At 75.5% G+C, this 18,277-nt stretch carries 16 protein-coding genes and 1 pseudogene; 9 read left to right on the top strand and 8 right to left on the bottom strand.

Features of this window, described 5'->3' with window-relative positions; genetic code table 11:
* Positions 1–138 precede the first annotated feature (138 nt).
* Complete coding sequence (locus ACIQCH_RS34425) at positions 139–1,293, top strand: hypothetical protein (protein WP_402587571.1); 1,155 nt, start codon at positions 139–141, stop codon at positions 1,291–1,293.
* A 428-nt stretch (positions 1,294–1,721) separates the two neighbouring features.
* A complete protein-coding gene (locus tag ACIQCH_RS34420) occupies positions 1,722–2,864 on the top strand; it encodes a phosphatase PAP2 family protein (RefSeq protein WP_402587569.1) in 1,143 nt (380 codons plus the stop codon).
* Between the two features lie 388 nt (positions 2,865–3,252).
* Here the strand turns inward: ACIQCH_RS34420 and ACIQCH_RS34415 are convergent.
* The 3 genes and pseudogenes from ACIQCH_RS34415 to ACIQCH_RS34405 all read right to left on the bottom strand — a co-directional run.
* A pseudogene (locus ACIQCH_RS34415) lies at positions 3,253–4,209 on the bottom strand (helix-turn-helix transcriptional regulator); the annotation flags it as partial.
* A gap of 21 nt (positions 4,210–4,230) precedes the next feature.
* A complete protein-coding gene (locus ACIQCH_RS34410) occupies positions 4,231–5,532 on the bottom strand; it encodes an ABC transporter substrate-binding protein (protein ID WP_402587568.1) in 1,302 nt (433 codons plus the stop codon).
* Between the two features lie 52 nt (positions 5,533–5,584).
* Positions 5,585–6,103: a hypothetical protein gene (locus tag ACIQCH_RS34405; protein ID WP_402587597.1), complete on the bottom strand. Its 519-nt coding sequence runs from the start codon at positions 6,101–6,103 to the stop codon at positions 5,585–5,587.
* Positions 6,104–6,239: 136 nt separating this feature from the next.
* On the opposite strand from ACIQCH_RS34405, the gene ACIQCH_RS34400 reads away from it, so the two are divergent.
* From ACIQCH_RS34400 to ACIQCH_RS34390, 3 genes are read left to right on the top strand one after another with little or no spacing between them, the layout of a single operon-like run.
* Positions 6,240–6,680, top strand: a complete 441-nt coding sequence (locus ACIQCH_RS34400) for a hypothetical protein (protein WP_402587566.1) — start codon at positions 6,240–6,242, stop codon at positions 6,678–6,680.
* 11 nt (positions 6,681–6,691) lie between these two features.
* On the top strand, positions 6,692–9,568 hold the full coding sequence (locus ACIQCH_RS34395) for an ATP-binding cassette domain-containing protein (protein WP_402587595.1): 2,877 nt from the start codon (positions 6,692–6,694) through the stop codon (positions 9,566–9,568).
* Positions 9,558–10,250, top strand: a complete 693-nt coding sequence (locus ACIQCH_RS34390; RefSeq protein WP_402587564.1) for an ATP-binding cassette domain-containing protein — start codon at positions 9,558–9,560, stop codon at positions 10,248–10,250. Before ACIQCH_RS34395 ends, ACIQCH_RS34390 begins: the two co-directional genes overlap by 11 nt.
* Here the strand turns inward: ACIQCH_RS34390 and ACIQCH_RS34385 are convergent.
* Positions 10,210–10,944: a transglycosylase family protein gene (locus ACIQCH_RS34385; RefSeq protein ID WP_402587562.1), complete on the bottom strand. Its 735-nt coding sequence runs from the start codon at positions 10,942–10,944 to the stop codon at positions 10,210–10,212. The genes ACIQCH_RS34390 and ACIQCH_RS34385 overlap by 41 nt on opposite strands.
* Positions 10,945–11,244: 300 nt before the next feature.
* Here ACIQCH_RS34385 and ACIQCH_RS34380 point away from each other — a divergent pair, with 300 nt between their 5' ends.
* A complete protein-coding gene (locus ACIQCH_RS34380; RefSeq protein WP_402587560.1) occupies positions 11,245–12,039 on the top strand; it encodes a hypothetical protein in 795 nt (264 codons plus the stop codon).
* A gap of 301 nt (positions 12,040–12,340) precedes the next feature.
* On the top strand, positions 12,341–12,742 hold the full coding sequence (locus tag ACIQCH_RS34375; RefSeq protein ID WP_402587558.1) for a hypothetical protein: 402 nt from the start codon (positions 12,341–12,343) through the stop codon (positions 12,740–12,742).
* 42 nt (positions 12,743–12,784) lie between these two features.
* Here the strand turns inward: ACIQCH_RS34375 and der are convergent, their stop codons facing one another.
* From der to ACIQCH_RS34355, 4 genes are all read right to left on the bottom strand, one after another.
* Positions 12,785–14,236: a ribosome biogenesis GTPase Der gene (der, locus tag ACIQCH_RS34370; protein WP_030205264.1), complete on the bottom strand. Its 1,452-nt coding sequence runs from the start codon at positions 14,234–14,236 to the stop codon at positions 12,785–12,787.
* A 68-nt stretch (positions 14,237–14,304) separates the two neighbouring features.
* Complete coding sequence (locus ACIQCH_RS34365; RefSeq protein ID WP_402587556.1) at positions 14,305–15,015, bottom strand: lysophospholipid acyltransferase family protein; 711 nt, start codon at positions 15,013–15,015, stop codon at positions 14,305–14,307.
* Entirely contained in the window at positions 15,012–15,704 is a 693-nt protein-coding gene (gene cmk, locus ACIQCH_RS34360; protein ID WP_402587554.1) for a (d)CMP kinase, read from the bottom strand. Before cmk ends, ACIQCH_RS34365 begins: the two co-directional genes overlap by 4 nt.
* Positions 15,705–15,874: 170 nt before the next feature.
* Positions 15,875–16,963, bottom strand: a complete 1,089-nt coding sequence (locus ACIQCH_RS34355) for a prephenate dehydrogenase (RefSeq protein ID WP_402587552.1) — start codon at positions 16,961–16,963, stop codon at positions 15,875–15,877.
* Positions 16,964–17,189: 226 nt separating this feature from the next.
* On the opposite strand from ACIQCH_RS34355, the gene ACIQCH_RS34350 reads away from it, so the two are divergent.
* Together ACIQCH_RS34350 and ACIQCH_RS34345 are read left to right on the top strand one after the other, a co-directional pair.
* Entirely contained in the window at positions 17,190–17,534 is a 345-nt protein-coding gene (locus ACIQCH_RS34350; protein ID WP_402587550.1) for a DUF952 domain-containing protein, read from the top strand.
* Between the two features lie 100 nt (positions 17,535–17,634).
* Complete coding sequence (locus ACIQCH_RS34345) at positions 17,635–18,102, top strand: ubiquinol-cytochrome c reductase iron-sulfur subunit (RefSeq protein ID WP_402587548.1); 468 nt, start codon at positions 17,635–17,637, stop codon at positions 18,100–18,102.
* Positions 18,103–18,277 lie beyond the last annotated feature (175 nt).

Genomic DNA, 18,277 nt, shown 5'->3' with positions numbered 1-18,277 from the left:
GCGAGTTCGGCTGTGGATCACGTGGTCAAGCTCTCACCCCGCCGACCGCCGAGGTGTGGCGTACGCCACTCGCGCTCCCCCACGTACAGGCTCGGTGACGGTCCGTGGCCACGTTCCGCCGCCACCGATAATCATGCTGTGACCGATCTTGTTCCGCCCGTTTCGCCGCACCCCCGCCGGACCGCGCTCTCCGCCGCACTCCGCCGTGCCGCGCCCGCCCTCCTGGGGTACGCCGCGGTCCGGGCGCTCGGCCTGGCGGTGCTCGCCGTGTGGTGCGCGGCCGCCGGCAGCAGCCCGCACAAGCTGCTCTCGGCGCGCTGGGACTCGCTCTGGTACACGCGCGTCGCCGAGCTGGGCTACGGGTACGAGGTGGTCCTGCCGAACGGGGCGGTGCACTCGAACCTCGCCTTCTTCCCGCTCCTGCCGTGGCTGGAGCAGGGCCTGCACGCCGTGACGCCGTCGTCGTACGCGGACGCCGGGCTCGCGGTGGCCTGGACCTCCTCCCTGTTCGCCGCGTGGGGGATCTTCGCGGTGGCGGACCACCTGTACGGGCGGCGGGTCGGGGTGCTGGCCGCGGTGTGCTGGGGTGCGCTGCCGGTCGGGATCGTGCAGTCGATGGCGTACAGCGAGGCCCTCTTCACCGCCCTGGCCGCCTGGTCGCTGTACGCGGTGCTCACCCGGCGGTGGGTGGCGGCGGGGCTGGCGGCCGCGCTCGCGGGGCTGACCCGGCCGGTCGGCGCGGCCGTCGTCGCGGCCGTGTGGGTGGGGGCCGTGCTGCGCTGGCGGGCCGGGGAGCGGTCGTGGCGGCTGGCGGCCGGGGTCGCGCTGGCCCCGCTGGGTGCGGCGGCGTACGTGCTGTGGGTCGGGGCGCGCACCGGCGACGGGGTGCTGGGCTACCTGCGGGTGCAGGGCGGCTGGGGCAACGGCTTCGACGGCGGCTGGGCCTTCGCCCGGTTCATCGGCGGGCGGCTGACCTCGGGGGCGTGGCCCGCGGGGGTGGGGCTGGTCGTCGGCGTGGCGCTGGTGTTGTGGCTGTACCTGCTCGGCGTACGGGCCCGGCAGCCGGCGCCGCTGCTCGTGTACACCGGGATCGTGGTGGCCCTGGCGCTGTGCGCGTCCGGGTACTTCGGATCGAAGCCGCGCCTGCTCATGCCGGCCTTCCCGCTGCTGCTGCCGGTGGCGGTGGCGCTGGCCCGGTGGCGGCCGCGGCGGGCGGGGCTGGTGCTGGCCGCGGTGGCGGCGGGGTCGGCGGCGTACGGGGCGTTCTGGCTGAACGGGTCGGGGCCGCCGTGAGGGGGGTGCTCGGCGGTGCCGGGGATTGGGGTGCCTTCGGGGTGAGGCGGGGCTTCGGGGGGCTCGCTTCGAGGGGTGGGTCGTGTGGTGTGCGGCCGGCCGGACATCGTGTGCCCGGCGCGATGGGTGGGGCAGGACTGGAGGGGCGCGCCGGATGGGGCCCGCGGGGCTGTCGTGACCGGAGCGTGATCCTGGGCGGGCGCGGCGGAGGCGGGAATTCCGCACCTTCTCGGGTAATGGGATTTCCTGCGGCAATAAAGTCGGAGTAAGAGGCTGCGCGCATTCCGGGAAACGGGATCCGGCCGGGCCCTCGAAATCTCGGATTGTCGGGAATAAGACCCGCATGAGACCCAGCCCACATCACATGGTCATCACAAAGCCCGCGATTCGGCCGGTCGGCGCACTCACGCGCTGTAACGTCGATTGACGTGCGTACCGACCGAATCTTCACCCGTCTGGAACGGGTCTTCGCCCGGCTCGACCGTGAACACGAACGACCGGCTCATCTGCAAGTTCCGCGGATGAGCCGACACCGCATGGTGTTGTTCGGAGCGACCCTCGCGTTCTACCTGGCGATCGTGGTGGGCGTACTGACCACCTCGTGGCTGGTCCGGCTGGACTGGCAGGTGATGTTCTTCCGCCCGTACGAGCAGTGGCCGCAGCTGCACGCCTTCCTCGACTACTACGTGGTCCTGGGCCAGCGCGGACCCACCGCGGTCATGGTCGCCGCATGGCTCGGCTGGCGCTCCTGGCGCCAGCACACCCTCCGCCCGCTGATCACCCTCGGTGTCGCACTGCTCCTGCTGAACATCACCGTCGGCGCCGTCAAGCTGGGCCTGGGCCGACTCGGCCCGCACTACGCCACCACGATCGGCTCGGCCGAGCTCTTCGCCGGCGGCGATATATTCCCCTCCGGCCACACCGCGAACGCCGTCGTGACCTGGGGCATCCTCGCGTACCTGGCCTCCACCGTCCGCACCCGCCGGAACCTGTCGGTGCTGTCGGCCGTCGTCGCCCTGGGCGTCGGCGCCACCACCGTCTACCTCGGTACGCACTGGGTCAGCGACGTCCTGCTGGGCTGGGCCGCGGGGCTGCTCATCCTCCTGGCGCTGCCGTGGTTCGAGCCGCTGATCGCCGGGGCCGAGGCCCACGTGTTCGCCGTCCGCACCCGGCTGCGGTCCCGCCGCGGCGTGCTCGCCCCGGCGCCCGTCGCCCCGGTGCCCGCCCGGGTCGTCGTCGTACCGCGCACGGTCGGTGCCGCGGAGCCGGCCCTGCACGAGGCCGCCCTGGCCGGCGCCGCCGCGTCCGGGGCTCCGGTCCCGTCCGGCGCCCCCGCCCCCGTCACGTCAGGGTCCGCCGTCGCGGACGCCGTCCGGCCCGGGCCCGTGCTCCAGGGCTCCGGCGCCGCACCGGCCGCGGCCGCGCACGGCCCGCGGTCCGGCCACCCGGTGCCCCGGGCCCACCTGATCCGCTCCGAGCGGTCACCGGGCGCGCCGGCGGGCAGCCGCCGACCGGTGCACGCGGAGCGGGTCGCACGCGGCCCCGCACCGCGGCCCGTCACCGGGAGCTGACCCGACACCTACCGCGGGGGCGCGGTACGCACACCCCTCCCCCCGCACCGCCGCCGCGGACCGGATGATCCGGTCCGCGGCGGTGCCGTGTCAGCGGCCCGCCCCGACGTTCGTCCGTTGCGGGTCACGCTTGTGTCACAGAACGTCGACAAGCCCGCGGCCCGAAGGCGCCACCCGAACCACGAGTTCCGGTTGTCCGGGCCGGCCGGCGCATTCTGCTTTCCCGTCCGCACGCGCCCGGGGTGTCAGGTCCGCCGAATTCCGGTGGGCCGGCCGGTAATTCCGTCGGACCAATTCCCCCGCCCGGCCCGCACCGCCGAACTGACGCTCCATATAACGTGCACGATTCCTCCACAGTCGAGCGCCGTTCCACCGCCGCCGTTCACGGCGCCACCGCCCGGCCCAGCAGGTCCCGCGCAGCCCTGATCCGCTCGGTCAGCTCCGGCGGCTCCACCACCTCGAAGTCGAAGCCCAGCAGCAGCACGTGGATCACCAGCACGTCCAGGCTCACCGCCCCCGTGCGCAGCAGGCAGGTCCCGTCGTCCAGCGGCTCCAGCACCCCGTCGGCCGGGCCCACCGTCCGCGCCGCCTCCTCGGCCGTGGCGTGCAGGCGCAGTACGGCCCGGGCCGCGTACACGCGCTGCGACACGCCCTCGGAGACGTAGGCCGCCAGGTCCTCGGCGGGCGGGGTGCGCGGGGCGAACCGCGGCCCGTGCGGGGGCCGGGGCTCGATCCGGTCGGCGCGGAAGGTCCGCCAGTCGCCGCGGTCCACGTCCCACGCCACCAGGTACCAGCGCCGCTCGCTGCACACCAACCGGTGCGGCTCGACCGTGCGCCGGCTGCCGGCGCCCCCGTGGTCCCGGTACTCGAAGCGCAGCCGCTCGCCGTCGCGGCACACCGTGGCCAGCTCCGTCAGCACGGCCGGGTCGACGGCGGCGCCCGTGCGGGCGCGCAGCATCGGCACGGTGAACTCGTTGAGGGCCGACACCCGGCGCCGCAGTCGACCCGGCAGCACCTGCTCCAGCTTGGCCAGTGCCCGTACGGAGGCCTCGCCGATGCCCTCGACCCCGTTGCCGGCGGCGGTGCGCAGACCCACCGCGACGGCCACCGCCTCGTCGTCGTCGAGCAGCAGGGGGGGTAGTTCGGCGCCGGCGCCGAGCTGGTAGCCGCCGCCGGTACCCGGGCTGGCGTTGACCGGGTAGCCCAGTTCGCGGAGCCGGTCCACGTCCCGGCGGACCGTGCGCGGCGTGACGCCCAGCCGGTCGGCGAGCTCGGGGCCGGTCCACTCGCGGTGGGCCTGGAGCAGGGACAGCAGGCGCAGCAGGCGCGCGGAGGTGTCGAGCATGCGCCCGAGTCTGCCAGCGCGTCAGGGGCGGTACGGCAGTTGAGGGACGGTGAAGCAGTTCTCGGTCATGTCCGGGCCCTGGTCCAGCCAGCCGCGGCCGTCCTGCCAACGGGCCACGGACAGGCAGGTCCGGCGCTCTTCGGGCGGTGTGGGCGAGGGCGTGAAGGCCACCGGCAGCAGCAGTCCGCGCGCGGTGTACGGCTCGGGGCGGTTCAGGAAGCCCTCCACACACGCACGGGTGACGTCCGGCAGGCAGGAGCGGGCCGCGTCGGTGAACCACATCGCCGCCGCCCAGCCCTCGAGCTGCCACTGGGTGAGGCTGCGCCCCCGCAGGGCCGCGCGGAACTCCCGTACGGCCGGATGTGCGGCGTCGGCGTGGTTGCGGCTGGAGCCGGTCACCCACAGGGCGTTGCGGCAGTGCGGGGCCCGGGCGTAGGCGGTGGCCACGTCGTCGTTCCAGTTCTGCACGTTGGTGACCTTCGCCGTCACCCGCACCCCGGCCCCGTCCATCGCCTCGCACAGCCGGGCGTTGCCGTGCGCGTCGAGGGCGTCGAAGACCAGGTCCGTGCCGCGCGCCTTCAGGTCGGCGGCCACGGCGCGGAAGTTGGGCAGGGCGAAGTCCACCTGCTCCTGCGTCACCGCGTAGCCCTCGGCCTTCAGCCCCTGCGTGATCAGGCGGGCGTAGGCGGCGGAGGCGGACTGGTTGTACGCGACCACGGCGGCGCTGCGCGCGCCCCGGGCGGTCCTGAAGTACCGGTAGACCTCGGTACCGCCGTACAGGGTGCCGCCCCAGCCGGGCGCGTCGCCGGTGCGGGGGGCCTGGCTGCCGTAGATCCCGTACAGGTGCGGGTAGGTGTCGTAGGCCGCCCCGATCGGCTGCCCGCCGATGTCGGGGACGCCCGCCCTGCTGACCAGCGGCGCGCCCGCGTAGTCGAGGGCGGTGGTGGCGACGAGGGCGAAGACCCGGCGCCGGTCGACGAGGCGGTGCACGCACTCGGTGTTGCCGATGCCGCTGCCGCCGTCGTCGCAGGTCTCCACCTCGACGCGGCGGCCGCCGATGCCGCCCTGCGCGTTGACCCGGTCGACGTACGCGCGGGCGCCCTCGCCGGGGCCGGAGAAGGCGTCGCCGCCCACGGGACTGGTGGTGCTGGCGATGATGCCGACGCGCAGCGGCCCGGCGGCGGACGGACCGGTGGGGGTGCGCGCGGCCGGCTCGAAGGCGCTCTCGGGGAGCCGGCTGCCGCAGCCCGGGGCCACCAGGAGGCAGAGGAGCGCGAACGCGGCGAGGAGGACGCGACCCGGTACGGAACCGCCCCTCCTCACCCGTGCCCGGCAGAAGCGGCCCGGACGCCGGGGCCCGGCCGGATACGGTCCGTCAGCAGCCCGGCGCGGCCGCATCGCTCATCTCGACCAGGGCGCACAGGGACGAGGCCGAGAGCTTCCACACGTCGTCCTGCAGGACCGCCTTGCCCTTGAGGGCGGACAGCACCGGGGTGCCGCTCTCCAGCAGGTCCCAGGTGACCGTGGCCCCGGTCGGGGAGGTGAAGGTGACGGCGGTGACCTTCGCGGCGGTCTGCCGGGCCAGCGGGTTGGACCTCATCCCGTCCAGCAGGGCCCGGAACCGCTCCCCGTCCTCCAGGAGCTTCACGCGGTCGTCGGTGGAGGTACCGGGCTCGAAGAACCGCGCCCAGTTCTGCTCGATCTCCGCCTGCGCCCCGGCCCGGTCCGCCGGAGCCGTCGCCGGTGCGGAGGCGGCCGGACTGGAGGTCGTACCCGTCCGTCCGCCGGAGTCGTCGGAGTCGTCGGAGCAGCCCGCCACGGCGGGGCCGAGCACGAGGACCGCGGCGGCGCTCCAGACCGCGGTCCGGGAGCGTCCACTCAGGACCAGGCCCATCTGGCTCACCACCGGTGTCCGAGCGAGCCGTTCGGCTCGATGTTCCCAGGGTCTGCCGCTTCGGGGCATAGTGCAAGGAATCGGTCACCGCGGGCACCCGCCCCCTGCCGGCGGCCGACCACGTCAGGGAGTGCCGATGCAGACCAGTTCGCGGACGACGCTGTGGGCCGCCGCCGGGGCGCTGGCGGCGGGTGCGCTGCTGTGCGTCCTGGGCTGGTACGGGGTCTCCGGCGAGCGGTTCGCGGCCCGGCAGCTCCCGTACCTGGCCTCGTGCACGGTGCCGGGTGCGGCACTGCTGGTGGCGGGCGCCGTGCTGCTGGCCGCGGCATGGCGGCCGTCCGGGACGGGGCCGGAGGACGGCACGTACGGCCGAACGGGTGGAACCGGGCCGTTCGACGAGGACCTCCCGACCGCGGACGGGCCCGGCTCCGACGGGCCGCCGCTGCGGGTCCCCGGCGGCAGCCTCGCCCACCGGCCCGACTGCCCGCTGGTGGACGGGCGCGCGGACGCGGTCGCGGCGGCGCCTGGGGCCGGCCTCTCCCCCTGCCCCGTGTGCGAACCCCGCTGGCCGCGCTGAGGGCGGTGGTCATGGCCTCCCTGACGTACGAGCTCACGCTGGCCGGACTCGCGGTCGGCAGCGCCGCCGCCCTGTCGGGCATCGGGCTGATCGTCACGTACCGGGCCACGGGCGTGCTCAACCTGGCGCACGGGGCGGTCGCGATGGTCTGCGCGTACGTCCTGCGGCAACTGGTCGTCGGATGGCACTGGCCGGTGGCGGCCGCCGGAGCCGTCACGTTGCTCTTGGTCGCACCGGGGATCGGACTCGTGCTGGACCGCCTGGTGTTCCGGCCGCTGGCGGTGCGCGGCGGTGACACGGCGGCCGCGCTGGTGGCCTCCATCGGGGTGTTCGTCCTGCTGGTGGGGCTGGCCGACGTGGTGTGGGGAGCGGGGGCCCGGACGGACGCTCCGGTGCCGGTCGGCGGCGAGCCGTGGCCGCAGCTCGCCGCGGCGGTGCTGGGCGCCCTCGCGGTGGCGCTGGTGACCCGCCGCACCGGGTTCGGGCGGGTGCTGCGGGCGGTGGTGGACGACCGGGTGCTGGCCGAGCTCGGGGGCGTGGACGCCGACCGCGTCGCGGCGGCCGGCTGGGCCTTCGGCACCTTCACGGCGGGGCTCACGGGCGTGCTCCTGGCCCCGTACGTACGACTGGACCCGTACGGTCTGCCGCTGCTCGTGCTCGAAGTCGTCGCCGTCGTGGTGCTGGCCCGGCTGAAGAGCCTGCCGGTGGCGATCGGCGCCGCCCTCGCGATCGGGGTGGCCCAGTCCCAGCTGACCCGGTTCCACCCGACGGGCTGGGCCGCACCGCTGCTCGGCGCCGTCTCGGCGAACCTCTTCGCGGTGGCCCTGCTGGCCGCCACGCTCCTGGTGCCGCTGCTCCCGCCCGTGGGAAAGCCGTCGGGGCCCCACCCCCGCCCGCCCCGGTGGCCACACCCCGGCCCCCCTCCTCAAGAGAGCCCCCCGCACCCGCCCGGTCCCCGAGACCCGGGTACCCGGAACCACGGGAGTGCCGCCCCGTGGTGTGTGGGGGAGGCGCTTGACGCGGTAGGGCAGGCTGGTCCGGAGGCGGGCCCGGGCCGGAGGTGGCCGAAGACCAGGCCGAAGGCCCGAAGCCTCCGGGGTGGGCCTGCCGCAGGGCCTGCAGGCCCTACCGCGTCAAGCGCCGAGGGGACCCACACACCACGGGGCGGCCCCCGAGCAACCCCCCGAGTCGCACCACAGCGCACCCCTCGAGCCACAGCACGGGGCGCCGCCCGAGTCGCCGCGTGGTCGCTGGCCGGTGTGCTGCTGCTGTTGCCGCTGGGTTTCGGCGGTGCGGACCTGGCCGGCGCGGTGCGGGTGCCGGCGTTCGCGGTGGTGCTGCTGTCACTGGTCGTCGTGACCGGGCGGGGCGGGCAGATCTCGCTCGGCCAGGCGGCGTACGCCGGTCTGGGCGCCCTGTTCACCGCGCTGCTGGCGGCGGGGCGGTTCCCCGGCCTGCCCCCCGTCACGGGTCTGGGGGCGCTGGCGGTGGCGGTGCTGCTGGTGGCCCCGCTGGGACTGCTGACCGGGTGGCCGGCGATCCGCCGCCGGGGGCTTGCCCTGGCACTGGCGACACTGGCGTTCGGCGTGGCGGTCAGCCGGTTCGTGTTCGCGCAGCCGTACGCCACCGCCGGGCTCGAGCTCGACCGGCCGCCCGGGTTCGCCGACGACCGCGCGTACTACGCCCTGGAACTCGGCCTGCTGGCCGCGTCCCTGGTGGCGGTGGCCGTGCTGCGGCGCGGGCGGCCCGGGCGGGCACTGGCCGCGCTGCGCGACGACGAGGCGGGGGCCGCCGCGGCCGGGGTGGCGGTACCGCGCATGAAGCTGCTGGCCTTCGTGGCCGGCGCGGCGCTGGCGGCACTGGGCGGCGGGATGCTGGGTCTGGCGGTACGCGCCTTCGACCCGGAGACGTTCGACCCGGTGCGCGGACTGCTGTGGTTCGCGGCGGTGGTGGTGCTCGGCGCGGACAGCGCGGTCGGGGCGCTGATCGGGGCGGCGCTGCTGGTGGGCCTCGACGCGGGCACGCGGGGCGGGGTCCCGGCCGCGCTGATCGGCGTACTGGCCGTACTCGTCGGCCGCTTCCCGGCGGGTCTCGCGGGCCTGTTCCGAACGTCCGCCACACCCGGACCACACCCGCCACCCGAACCACCCAAGCCACCCAAGCCACCCAAGCCACCCCAACCACGCCCCGTCCCAACACCCACCCCACCCCCACCACACCCCCCGTCAGAACCACCCACCACCCCCCTCCTCAGCGCCCGCGGCCTGCACGCCCACCACGGCCCCTACCACGCCCTGCGCGGGGTCGCGCTCGACGTGCCGGCCGGGCGGATCACGGGGGTGGTGGGGGCCAACGGCGCCGGGAAGAGCACCCTCTTCGACTGCCTCGGCGGGGCCCTGCGCCCCACCGCGGGCCGGGTGCTGCTCGACGGCCGCGACATCACGCACCTGCCCCCGTACGACCGCGCCCGCCTGGGCCTGGCCCGGTCCTTCCAGCAGCTCGCCGTCTTCGACGGCCTCACGGTGGAGGACAACGTCCGGCTGGGCGCCGAGCAGGGCCACCGGCACGATCCCGGCCAGCTCGAACGCAGCCTGCGGCTGCTCCGCCTCGACGGCCCGCTCCGGTACGCCCCGGCCGCCGGCCTGTCCACCGCCACCCTGCGCCGCGTCGAGCTCGCCCGCGCCCTCGCCGGCGGCCCCCGGGTGCTGCTGCTCGACGAGCCCGCCGCCGGACTCGACGCCACCGAGGTGCGGGAACTGACGCGGGTGCTGCGGGCGCTGGCCGGAGACGGGCTGGCGGTGCTGGTCGTCGAGCACGACCCCGACGTGGTCGGCGCGCTCGCCGACACCGTGCACACCATGGCCGCGGGGGTGTTCCTTGACCGTTGAGATGGCGCTCTGCGGCGCACGGGTGCGGTACGGACCCCTCGAGGCCCTCCACGGCCTCGACCTGCCCGTCCCCGCCGCGACCGTGACGCTGCTCCTCGGCCGCAACGGCTCCGGCCGCACCACCGCCCTGCGCGCGCTGGCCGGCACCGTGCCGCTGGCGGCCGGCCGGGTCCGCTGGCGCGGGGCGGACGTGACGGGGTGGCGGGCCCACGAACGGGCCCGGCGCGGCCTGTGCTTCGTACCCGACCGGCAGGCCGTGCACGGCGGGCTGACCGTCGCCGAGAACCTCGCGCTCGCCGCCCGGGGCGCCGCTCCCGATCCCGCGCTGGACGCCTACCCGGCGCTCGCCGCGCTGCTGCCCCGCACCGCGGGCACCCTCTCGGGCGGCGAGCAGCGCATGCTCGCCGTGTGCCGCGCCCTGCTGGCCCCCCGCACCGATCCGACCACCGGCCGCCCCGCCGTGCTGTTGCTCGACGAACCGACCCAGGGAATGGCGCCCGCCACCGCCGACCGTACGTACGCCCTCCTCGCCGCCCTGGCACGGGACGGGGCGGCGGTGGTGCTGGCCGAGCAGCGGGTGCCGGCGACCCTCGCCCGGCCCGGCGTCCTCGTCCACGAACTGCGCAGGGGCGGAACGGCCTTCAGCGGAGAGGCGGCGGAACCGCGGGCGGCCGGGGAGTAGCCACGGCCCCGGGCACCGCCTCCCCCGGCGCCACCGCCTGCGGCGCCAGCAGGTCCTTCGGGACCGCCGCGCCCTTCGGCAGGGCCAGCATCCACCCGATCTCCAGCCGGCCCGGGTTCGGTCCGACCAGCTTCGCGTTGAGCCGGTACAGCGCCTGCCAGCCGCCGGCGATCCGGTACCGGCGGGCGACCCCGTACAGCGTGTCCCCGGCCCGCACGACGTGCGCGCGCCCGGCCAGCCCGTACCGCTTGGCGCACGTCGGCCAGGCCTCCCAGCCCTGCACCGCCAGCAGGTCCTCGGCCACCCTGATCTGCTGCTCCCGCGTGGCCAGGTCGGCGCGCGGTGCGAACCGCAGCCCGCCGTGCCCGGCCCACGTCGGCTGCCCGAACTGCAGCCCGCCGTAGAAGCCGTTCCCGGTGTCGGCGTGCCAGCGGCCGCTGCTCTCGCAGTCTGCCACGCAGTCCCAGGGCCACTGACCGCCCGGGCCGCAGTCGCCGGGACCGGAGCCGATGGTCCCCCGCGAGCCGACGTGGCCGACCCCCGCCGGACCGGGGGCCGGGGGCGGTGGCGCGGCGGCCGCGTCGGCCGCCCGGGACGCGGTCGGCAGCAGGGCGAGCACGGCGGCGCACAGCAGGGCCGCGGCCGGGCCGCGGGGGCCGGGTCGGGCGTGCGGCCGCTTCCGGAGGTGAGCCATCGGGCCACGCTACGCAGGCCGGTACGGCCGGCCGGACCCGCCGCGCGGACCGCTGCCCGGCCCCACCCGGTCGGCCGACCGGCGCCCCGCACCGGAACCGCGCAGCTCTGGCCACCAACTGCCCTTCATCGGACAGGAATTGCCACGAAGAGATCAGACCTCACGACCGGTTCACCCTCCTGGACGTGCGGTTCGATTCCGTTCCCCTGGACGGCGTGACCCCGGCCACCGCTCCCCCGTTGAGCCCCGGAGAGCCGGGATCCGCCCGGCCCACGCACGTCTAGCCCGAGGAGTCACCCCGTGCCGCGCATGCTCGACGTCAGCGATGACGTACGCGCCGAGATCGGCGACGAAGAAGCCGACCTGCTGCTCCGCGGCGAGTCCGCGCCCGGCAGTTACGACTGCACCTCCTGCCGGACCCCGGGGGACTCCGAGCGGGAGCGCACCAGCACGGTGCTGTTCGTCGGCGACGAGACCGCCGTCCTCGCCTTCGCCCACGCCACCTGCATCCCGTCCCAGGTCGTCACGGTCTCGGAGGAGCAGCTCCAGGGCGCCGTCCGCAGCATCACCGGCGACAGCCCCGCCGGCGAGGCGGTCGCGGTCCCGGAGAACGTGCCCGGTGGCCAGGCCGTCCTGGGCATCACCAGCGGCCTCGTCCTGATCAACGGCGAGCTGCACCCGGCGCTGGTCGTCGAGCCCACCGCCCCGATCGCCCGCCCCGGCACCACCGGCCCCGGCGACGACTTCCTGCCCCTGCTCATCGAGCAGGGCTTCGTCCCGGTCACCGACATGGGCTCGGTGCCCTCGCAACTGGCCGGCTGGTCGGTGCTCCTGGCGGCCGGCAAGCTGCACGCCGTGCTCCAGCCCGGCACCGGGGGCGGCGGCCAGGTCGCGTGGTGGCAGGCCCACCAGGCGCTGCCCGTCACCGAGGGCTGGCGCAACGAGGCCAACCGGCACCAGAAGGTGCTCGTCTACGCGGCCCCCGTGGGCTCCATCGGCCAGCAGCCGCGCGAGGACCTACTGCGCGACGCGCTCGACAAGGCGGCGGCCTCCGGCCTGCTGGTGGCCGCGATGATGCCGCTCGCCGGCACCTGACCGTCCCGGCCGGCGGCCACCCTGCCCGCCGGCACCCGACCGGTCGACCGGCGCCCACCCCGCCCGCCGGCACCCGACCGGTCCGCCGGCACCCGACCGGTCCGCCGGCACCCGACCGGTCCGCCGGCACCCGCCGGCGCGTCCGCCGCTCGCGGTCGGGGAACGAGGGCCCCGACCGCGGGTCCGGCACGTGCCGGAAGCAGCGCCGGGGGTACGCGGAGACCGTCCGCGTACCCCCGGCGCCCTGCGTTTCCCCCGACCGCGCCCGCATCCGTCGGGGCTCCGGGGTCGTTGGCACGACGTGCACTCATACGACGCTTCGCGCCCGCAGAGCTACCAGAGCCACATCCCCTCGATGCGCCCCGCGCGCGAACGGGACTTCCCCGGCGGCTCGCACACCCCGATCTACGACGCCCTGTGCTCGGAGTACCAGCGGGCCTTCCGGGCCCTGCCGGGCGACCGCACGGGCGAGGAGGACCTCGGTTTCGCCGGGTTCGGTGCCCTCACCAGCAGCGGCCTGGCCGGCTCCGCGTGGGACCCCTGGCAGTCCTGGCAGCAGGTCCCCTCGTACGCGGGCCAGGGCGGCGGCGCCTACCCGACGGGCACCGCCGGGTACGGCGCCGGCCGCCCGCACCACGCCGCGACGCACGTCCCGGCGGCCCTGCCCGCGGCGCTGCCGCCGGCCCCGCGCCGCGGCGCCTGACCGGTCGCCGCAGCGCCCGTACGCCTGCCCCCGCTCGGGCCCCTACTTCTTCTTCTGGCGCTTCTCGCGGACCCGGACCGAAATGTGGATCGGGGTGCCGTCGAAGCCGAACTCCTCGCGCAGCCGGCGCTCGATGAACCGGCGGTAGCCGGCCTCCAGGAAGCCGGAGGCGAACAGCACGAACCGCGGCGGCTTGGTGCCCGCCTGGGTGCCGAACAGGATGCGCGGCTGCTTGCCGCCGCGGACCGGGTGCGGGTGGGAGGCCACGATCTCGCCGAGGAAGGCGTTCAGCCGACCCGTCGGGACCCGGGTCTCCCAGCCCGCGAGGGCGGTCTCGATCGCCGGGACCAGCTTCTCCATGTGGCGGCCGGTCTTCGCGGAGACGTTCACCCGCGGCGCCCACGCGACCTGCTGCATCTCGGTCTCGATCTCGCGCTCGAGGTAGTAGCGGCGCTCCTCGTCGAGCCCGTCCCACTTGTTGTAGGCGATGACGATGGCGCGGCCGGCTTCGACGGCCATGGTGATGATGCGCTGGTCCTGGACGCTGATCTTCTCGGTCGTGTCGATCAGGATGACCGCGACCTCCGCCTTCTCGACGGCGGCGGCCGTGCGCAGCGAGGCGTAGTAGTCCGAGCCGGTCTGGAGGTGGACCTTCTTGCGGATGCCGGCGGTGTCGACGAACTTCCAGGTGACGCCGCCGAGCTCGATCAGCTCGTCGACCGGGTCGCGGGTGGTGCCGGCCAGCTCGTTGACGACGACCCGCTCCTCCCGCGCGACCTTGTTGAGGAGCGAGGACTTGCCGACGTTCGGGCGGCCGATGAGCGCGATGCGGCGGGGCCCGCCGATCGCGTTGCCGCCGAAGGTCTGCGCCGGCGCCTCGGGCAGCACCTCGAGGACGGCGTCCAGCATGTCGCCGGTGCCGCGGCCGTGCAGCGAGGAGACCGGGTACGGCATGCCCAGGCCGAGGGACCACAGGGCGGCCGCGTCGGCCTCGCCGCTCTGGCCGTCGACCTTGTTGGCGCACAGCACGACGGGCTTGCCGGCCCGGCGCAGCAGCCTGACGACGGCCTCGTCGGTGTCGGTGGCGCCGACCTTGGCGTCGACGACGAAGACGCACGCGTCGGCGGCCTCGATGGCGTACTCGGCCTGGGCGGCGACGGAGGCGTCGAGGCCGAGGACGTCCTGCTCCCAGCCGCCGGTGTCGACGACCTTGAAGCGGCGGCCGGCCCACTCGGCCTCGTAGGTCACGCGGTCGCGGGTGACGCCGGGCTTGTCCTCGACGACCGCCTCGCGGCGGCCGATGATGCGGTTCACCAGGGTCGACTTGCCGACGTTCGGGCGGCCGACGACGGCGAGGACGGGGAGCGGGCCGTGGCCGGCCTCCTCGATGGCGTCCTCGACGTCCTCGATGTCGAAGCCCTCTTCCGCGGCGAGCTCCATGAACTCCGCGTACTCGGCGTCGCCGAGCGCTCCGTGGTCGTGCTGGTCGTTCATGAAGTCCGTTCCTCGTCGTTCGTGGTGGTCGGTGGCACCCGCGCGCCGGGCGCGGGCCCACTACTGGTTCAGTCTCGCTGGTCCGGGCCCGCCCGGCGCCCGGTTCCGGCCGCGGCGTCCGCGGTGCGTCCGGTCAGGCGCCTGGCGTCGTCCAGATGGGCGGTCAGGTGTTCCTGGATGCGTACGGTCGCCCCGTCGAGGGCCGTACGGGTGCGGCGCCCGGTGCCGTCGCCGGCCTGGAAGGCGTCGCCGAAGACAATGTCGACCCCGCTCTTGAACGGCGGCAACCCCTTTACGAGGCGACCGCGCCGGTCGGTGCTGCCGAGTACGGCGACGGGCACGATGGGTGCGCCCGAGCGGACGGCGAAGTAGGCGAGGCCGGCCCGCAGGGAGGCGAAGTCGCCCTCGCCCCGGGTGCCCTCGGGGAAGATCCCGAGCACGCCGCCGGACTCCAGCACGCCGAGCGCGTCGGAGATGGCGGCGCGGTCGGGTCCGGTGCGGTCGACCTTGACCTGGCCGATGCGGTCGAGGAAGGCGCCCAGCGGGCCGACGAACGCTTCCTTCTTGATGAGGAAGTGCACGGGCCGGGGCGCCGTTCCCATGAGCATCGGGCCGTCGATGTTGTGCGTGTGGTTGACGGCCAGGATCACCGGTCCGGCCGCCGGCACGCGCCAGGCGCCGAGGACGCGGGGCGCCCACAGGCCGTACATGAGCCCGATCCCGATGCGCCGACCGACGGCCGCACCCCGGGGGGTGGGGCCGGTGGTGCCTACGGTCACTTGCCGGCCCGCTTCTCCTCAACGAGGGTCACGACGCACTCGATGACCTGCTCCAGGGTGAGGTCGGTGGTGTCGACCTCGACGGCGTCGTCCGCCTTCGCCAGCGGCGAGGTCTTGCGTCCCGAGTCGGCGGCGTCGCGCTTGATCAGCGCTTCCTTGGTGGCGGCGAGGTCGGCCGCCTCCTTGCCCTTGAGCTCGCCGGACCGGCGGGCGGCGCGGGCCTCGGCCGAGGCGGTGAGGAAGATCTTCAGGTCGGCGTCCGGCAGCACGGTGGTGCCGATGTCGCGGCCCTCGACGACGATGCCGCCCTCCGCCTGCGCGGCGATGGACCGCTGCAGCTCGGTGATCCGGGTCCGGACCTCCGGGACCGCGCTCACGGCGCTGACCTTGGAGGTGACGTCCTTGGTGCGGATCGGGCCGGCCACGTCGGTGCCGTCCACCGTGATGGTGGGCGCGAGCGGGTCCGTGCCCGAGACGATCGTGGGCTTGTCGGCGGCGGTGGCGATGGCCTCGGGGTCGTCGATGTCGACGCCGTGGGCGACCATCCACCAGGTGATCGCGCGGTACTGCGCGCCGGTGTCGAGGTAGCGCAGCCCGAGCTTGGCCGCGACGGCCTTGGAGGTGCTGGACTTGCCCGTGCCGGAGGGACCGTCGATGGCGACGATCACGGCGGACGAAGCGGTTTCCACGGTGTCTGGCACCTTCCTGCTTGCGCGAGCGATTCCCGGGCACACCAAAGCGCCCCTCCCCAAGGTTACCGGCCCCTCGCCCCACCCCGCCCCCACCGGTCCGCGGGCCGCCCCCGGGCGCCCGCCGGGCGGCCGGCGCCCGGCCCGGGAACGCGGGCCGGGCGGGGCGGTCACTGCTGGCGGAGGGCCCAGCCTGCCTCGCGGAGCGCGGCCGTGAGCGGCGCCACCGCCCGCGGCTCGACCATGAGCTGCACGTGCCCGGCCTGCTGCCCCGTCGCGTGCTCGATCCGCACGTCCTCGATGTTGACCCCGGCCCGCCCCGCGTCGGCGAAGATCCGCGCCAGTTCCCCCGGCTGGTCGCTGATGAGCACGGCCACGGTCTCGTACGCCGCCGGCGCCTGCCCGTGCTTGCCGGGCACCCGCACCCGCCCGGCATTGCCGCGCAGCAGCACGTCCTCGATCCCGGCGGCCCCGCCGCGCCGCTTGTCCTCGTCGGCGGACTGCAGGGCGCGCAGCGCCTGCACGGTCTCGTCGAGGTCGGCGGCGATCGCCGAGAGCACGTCCGCGACGGGCCCGGGGTTGGCGGAGAGGATCTCCACCCACATCCGCGGGTCGGAGGCCGCGATCCGGGTGACGTCGCGGATGCCCCCGCCGCACAGCCGCACCGCCGTCTCGTCGGCCGTCTCCAGCCGTGCGGCGACCATGCTCGACACCAGCTGCGGGGTGTGGGAGACGAGGGCCACCGCCCGGTCGTGGGCGTCGGCGTCCATCACCACCGGCACGGCCCGGCACAGTGCGATCAGTTCGAGCGCGAGGTTGAGCACCTCGGTGTCGGTGTCCCGGGTCGGCGTGAGCACCCACGGCCGGCCCTCGAACAGGTCCGCGGTGGCCGCCAGCGGGCCCGAGCGCTCCTTGCCCGCCATCGGGTGGGTGCCGAGGTAGGCGGTCATGTCCAGGCCCAGCGCCTCCAGCTCGCGCCGGGGACCGCCCTTGACGCTGGCCACGTCCACGTACGCGCGCGCGATCCCGCGCCCCATCGCGTCGGCCAGGGCGGCCGCCGTGTGCGCCGGGGGCACGGCGACGATCGCGAGGTCGACCGGGCCGTCGGGGGCCGCGTCGGTGCCGGCGCCGAGGGAGGCGGCCGTGCGGGCCTGCACCGGGTCGTGGTCGGCGAGGTGCACGGCGACCCCTCGGCCGGCGAGGGCGAGCGCCGCGGAGGTGCCGATCAGTCCGGTTCCGATGACGACGGCGGTTCTCACGGGGCGCTCCTTGGTCGGGGACGACAGGCTGTGGACCTTCAGCGTAATCAGCCGGTGACAGTCGTCGAACCGCCCGCCCACCTGACGAGACAGCACCCGCGCCGAGCCCGCGCAACAGAGCGCCCCGAGGGCGCGCCGGGGCACCGTGCACGGCGTGGCCGCACCCGGGCCGCGCCGTACCGCCGTACGGACGAGTCCCACCGGCAGCTGCGGTAGAACGATCCGCATGATCTTCCACGTGGTCACCCTCGCCGACTGGTCCGCCGCCCCGGACCTCCCGTACGCACCGCCGTCCCTCGACGCCCAGGGCTTCACGCACTGTTCGGCGGACCGGCCGACGGTGCTGGAGATCGCGAACCGCCACTTCCGCGACGTGCCGGGCCCCCTGCTGGCCGTGGAGATCGACGAGCGCGCGCTGACGTCGGAGGTCCGCCGCGAGGGCGGCAGCGGCGCCCGCTACCCGCACGTCCACGGCCCCCTCGACCGGGCGGCCGTGCACCGGCTGTGGGAGGTGCGCCGCGACGCCGACGGCACCGCGCGGGACCTCGTCCCGTACCCCACGGACTCCTGAGCGGAAGGGTCGGGCGCGGGACTCGTGGGGGACGGTGCTTCTCCTGAGCCCTCCGGCGCGCCAGGATGCTGCCGCTGACCGACGACTCGAGGAGATGGCCATGCTCGACAACACCCCCCGGCGCACCGTACTGGCGGCGGGCGCCGCGGCCGTGGCGACCGGTGCGCTCACCGGCTGCGGGAACGAGGACACGACGAAGAGCAAGGAAGGGGCGGCCGCCGAACCCTCGGCCTCGTCGAGCGGACCGAGCGGCGAGGCCGCCCCGAGCCCCGCGGCGAGCGGCGACCCGCTGGTGAAGACCGCCGACGTCCCGGTCGGCGGCGGCACGGTCATCAAGGACCAGAAGGTCGTCGTGACGCAGCCCAAGAAGGGCGAGTTCAAGGCCTTCAGCGCGGTCTGCACGCACCAGGGATGCCTCGTCAACAAGGTCGCGGACGGCACGATCGACTGCCCCTGCCACGGGAGCAAGTACGCGATCGCCGACGCCAAGGTCGTCGCGGGCCCGGCCCCGAAGCCGCTCCCGGAGAAGAAGATCACCGTCGCCGACGGCGAGATCCGCCTGGCCTGACCCGGCCGCGCCGTACCCCGACCCGGGCCCCCACATCCTTGGCGGTGCCTGGTGGGTCCCGTGGTGTGTGGGGGAGGCGGTTGACAGGGGTGGCAGGCTGGACCGGAGGCAGGCCCGGGCCAGGGGTGGCCGAAGGCCAGGGCGAAGCCCCTTGCCCCTGGGGTGGGCCTGCCGC

Source organism: Streptomyces sp. NPDC093225, assembly GCF_044753805.1.
Lineage (GTDB): Bacteria > Actinomycetota > Actinomycetes > Streptomycetales > Streptomycetaceae > Streptomyces.
The sequence above is the reverse complement of the archived record's forward strand: the minus strand, read 5'-3'. Positions and strand labels throughout refer to the sequence as shown.

Coding starts and splice junctions, on each gene's coding strand:
- ACIQCH_RS34385 (WP_402587562.1), bottom strand. CDS start 10,944: ATGGCTCACCTCCGGAAGCGGCCGCACGCCCGACCCGGCCCCCGCGGC.
- ACIQCH_RS34395 (WP_402587595.1), top strand. CDS start 6,692: ATGGCCTCCCTGACGTACGAGCTCACGCTGGCCGGACTCGCGGTCGGC.
- ACIQCH_RS34350 (WP_402587550.1), top strand. CDS start 17,190: ATGATCTTCCACGTGGTCACCCTCGCCGACTGGTCCGCCGCCCCGGAC.
- ACIQCH_RS34405 (WP_402587597.1), bottom strand. CDS start 6,103: ATGGGCCTGGTCCTGAGTGGACGCTCCCGGACCGCGGTCTGGAGCGCC.
- ACIQCH_RS34345 (WP_402587548.1), top strand. CDS start 17,635: ATGCTCGACAACACCCCCCGGCGCACCGTACTGGCGGCGGGCGCCGCG.
- ACIQCH_RS34400 (WP_402587566.1), top strand. CDS start 6,240: ATGCAGACCAGTTCGCGGACGACGCTGTGGGCCGCCGCCGGGGCGCTG.
- der (WP_030205264.1), bottom strand. CDS start 14,236: ATGAACGACCAGCACGACCACGGAGCGCTCGGCGACGCCGAGTACGCG.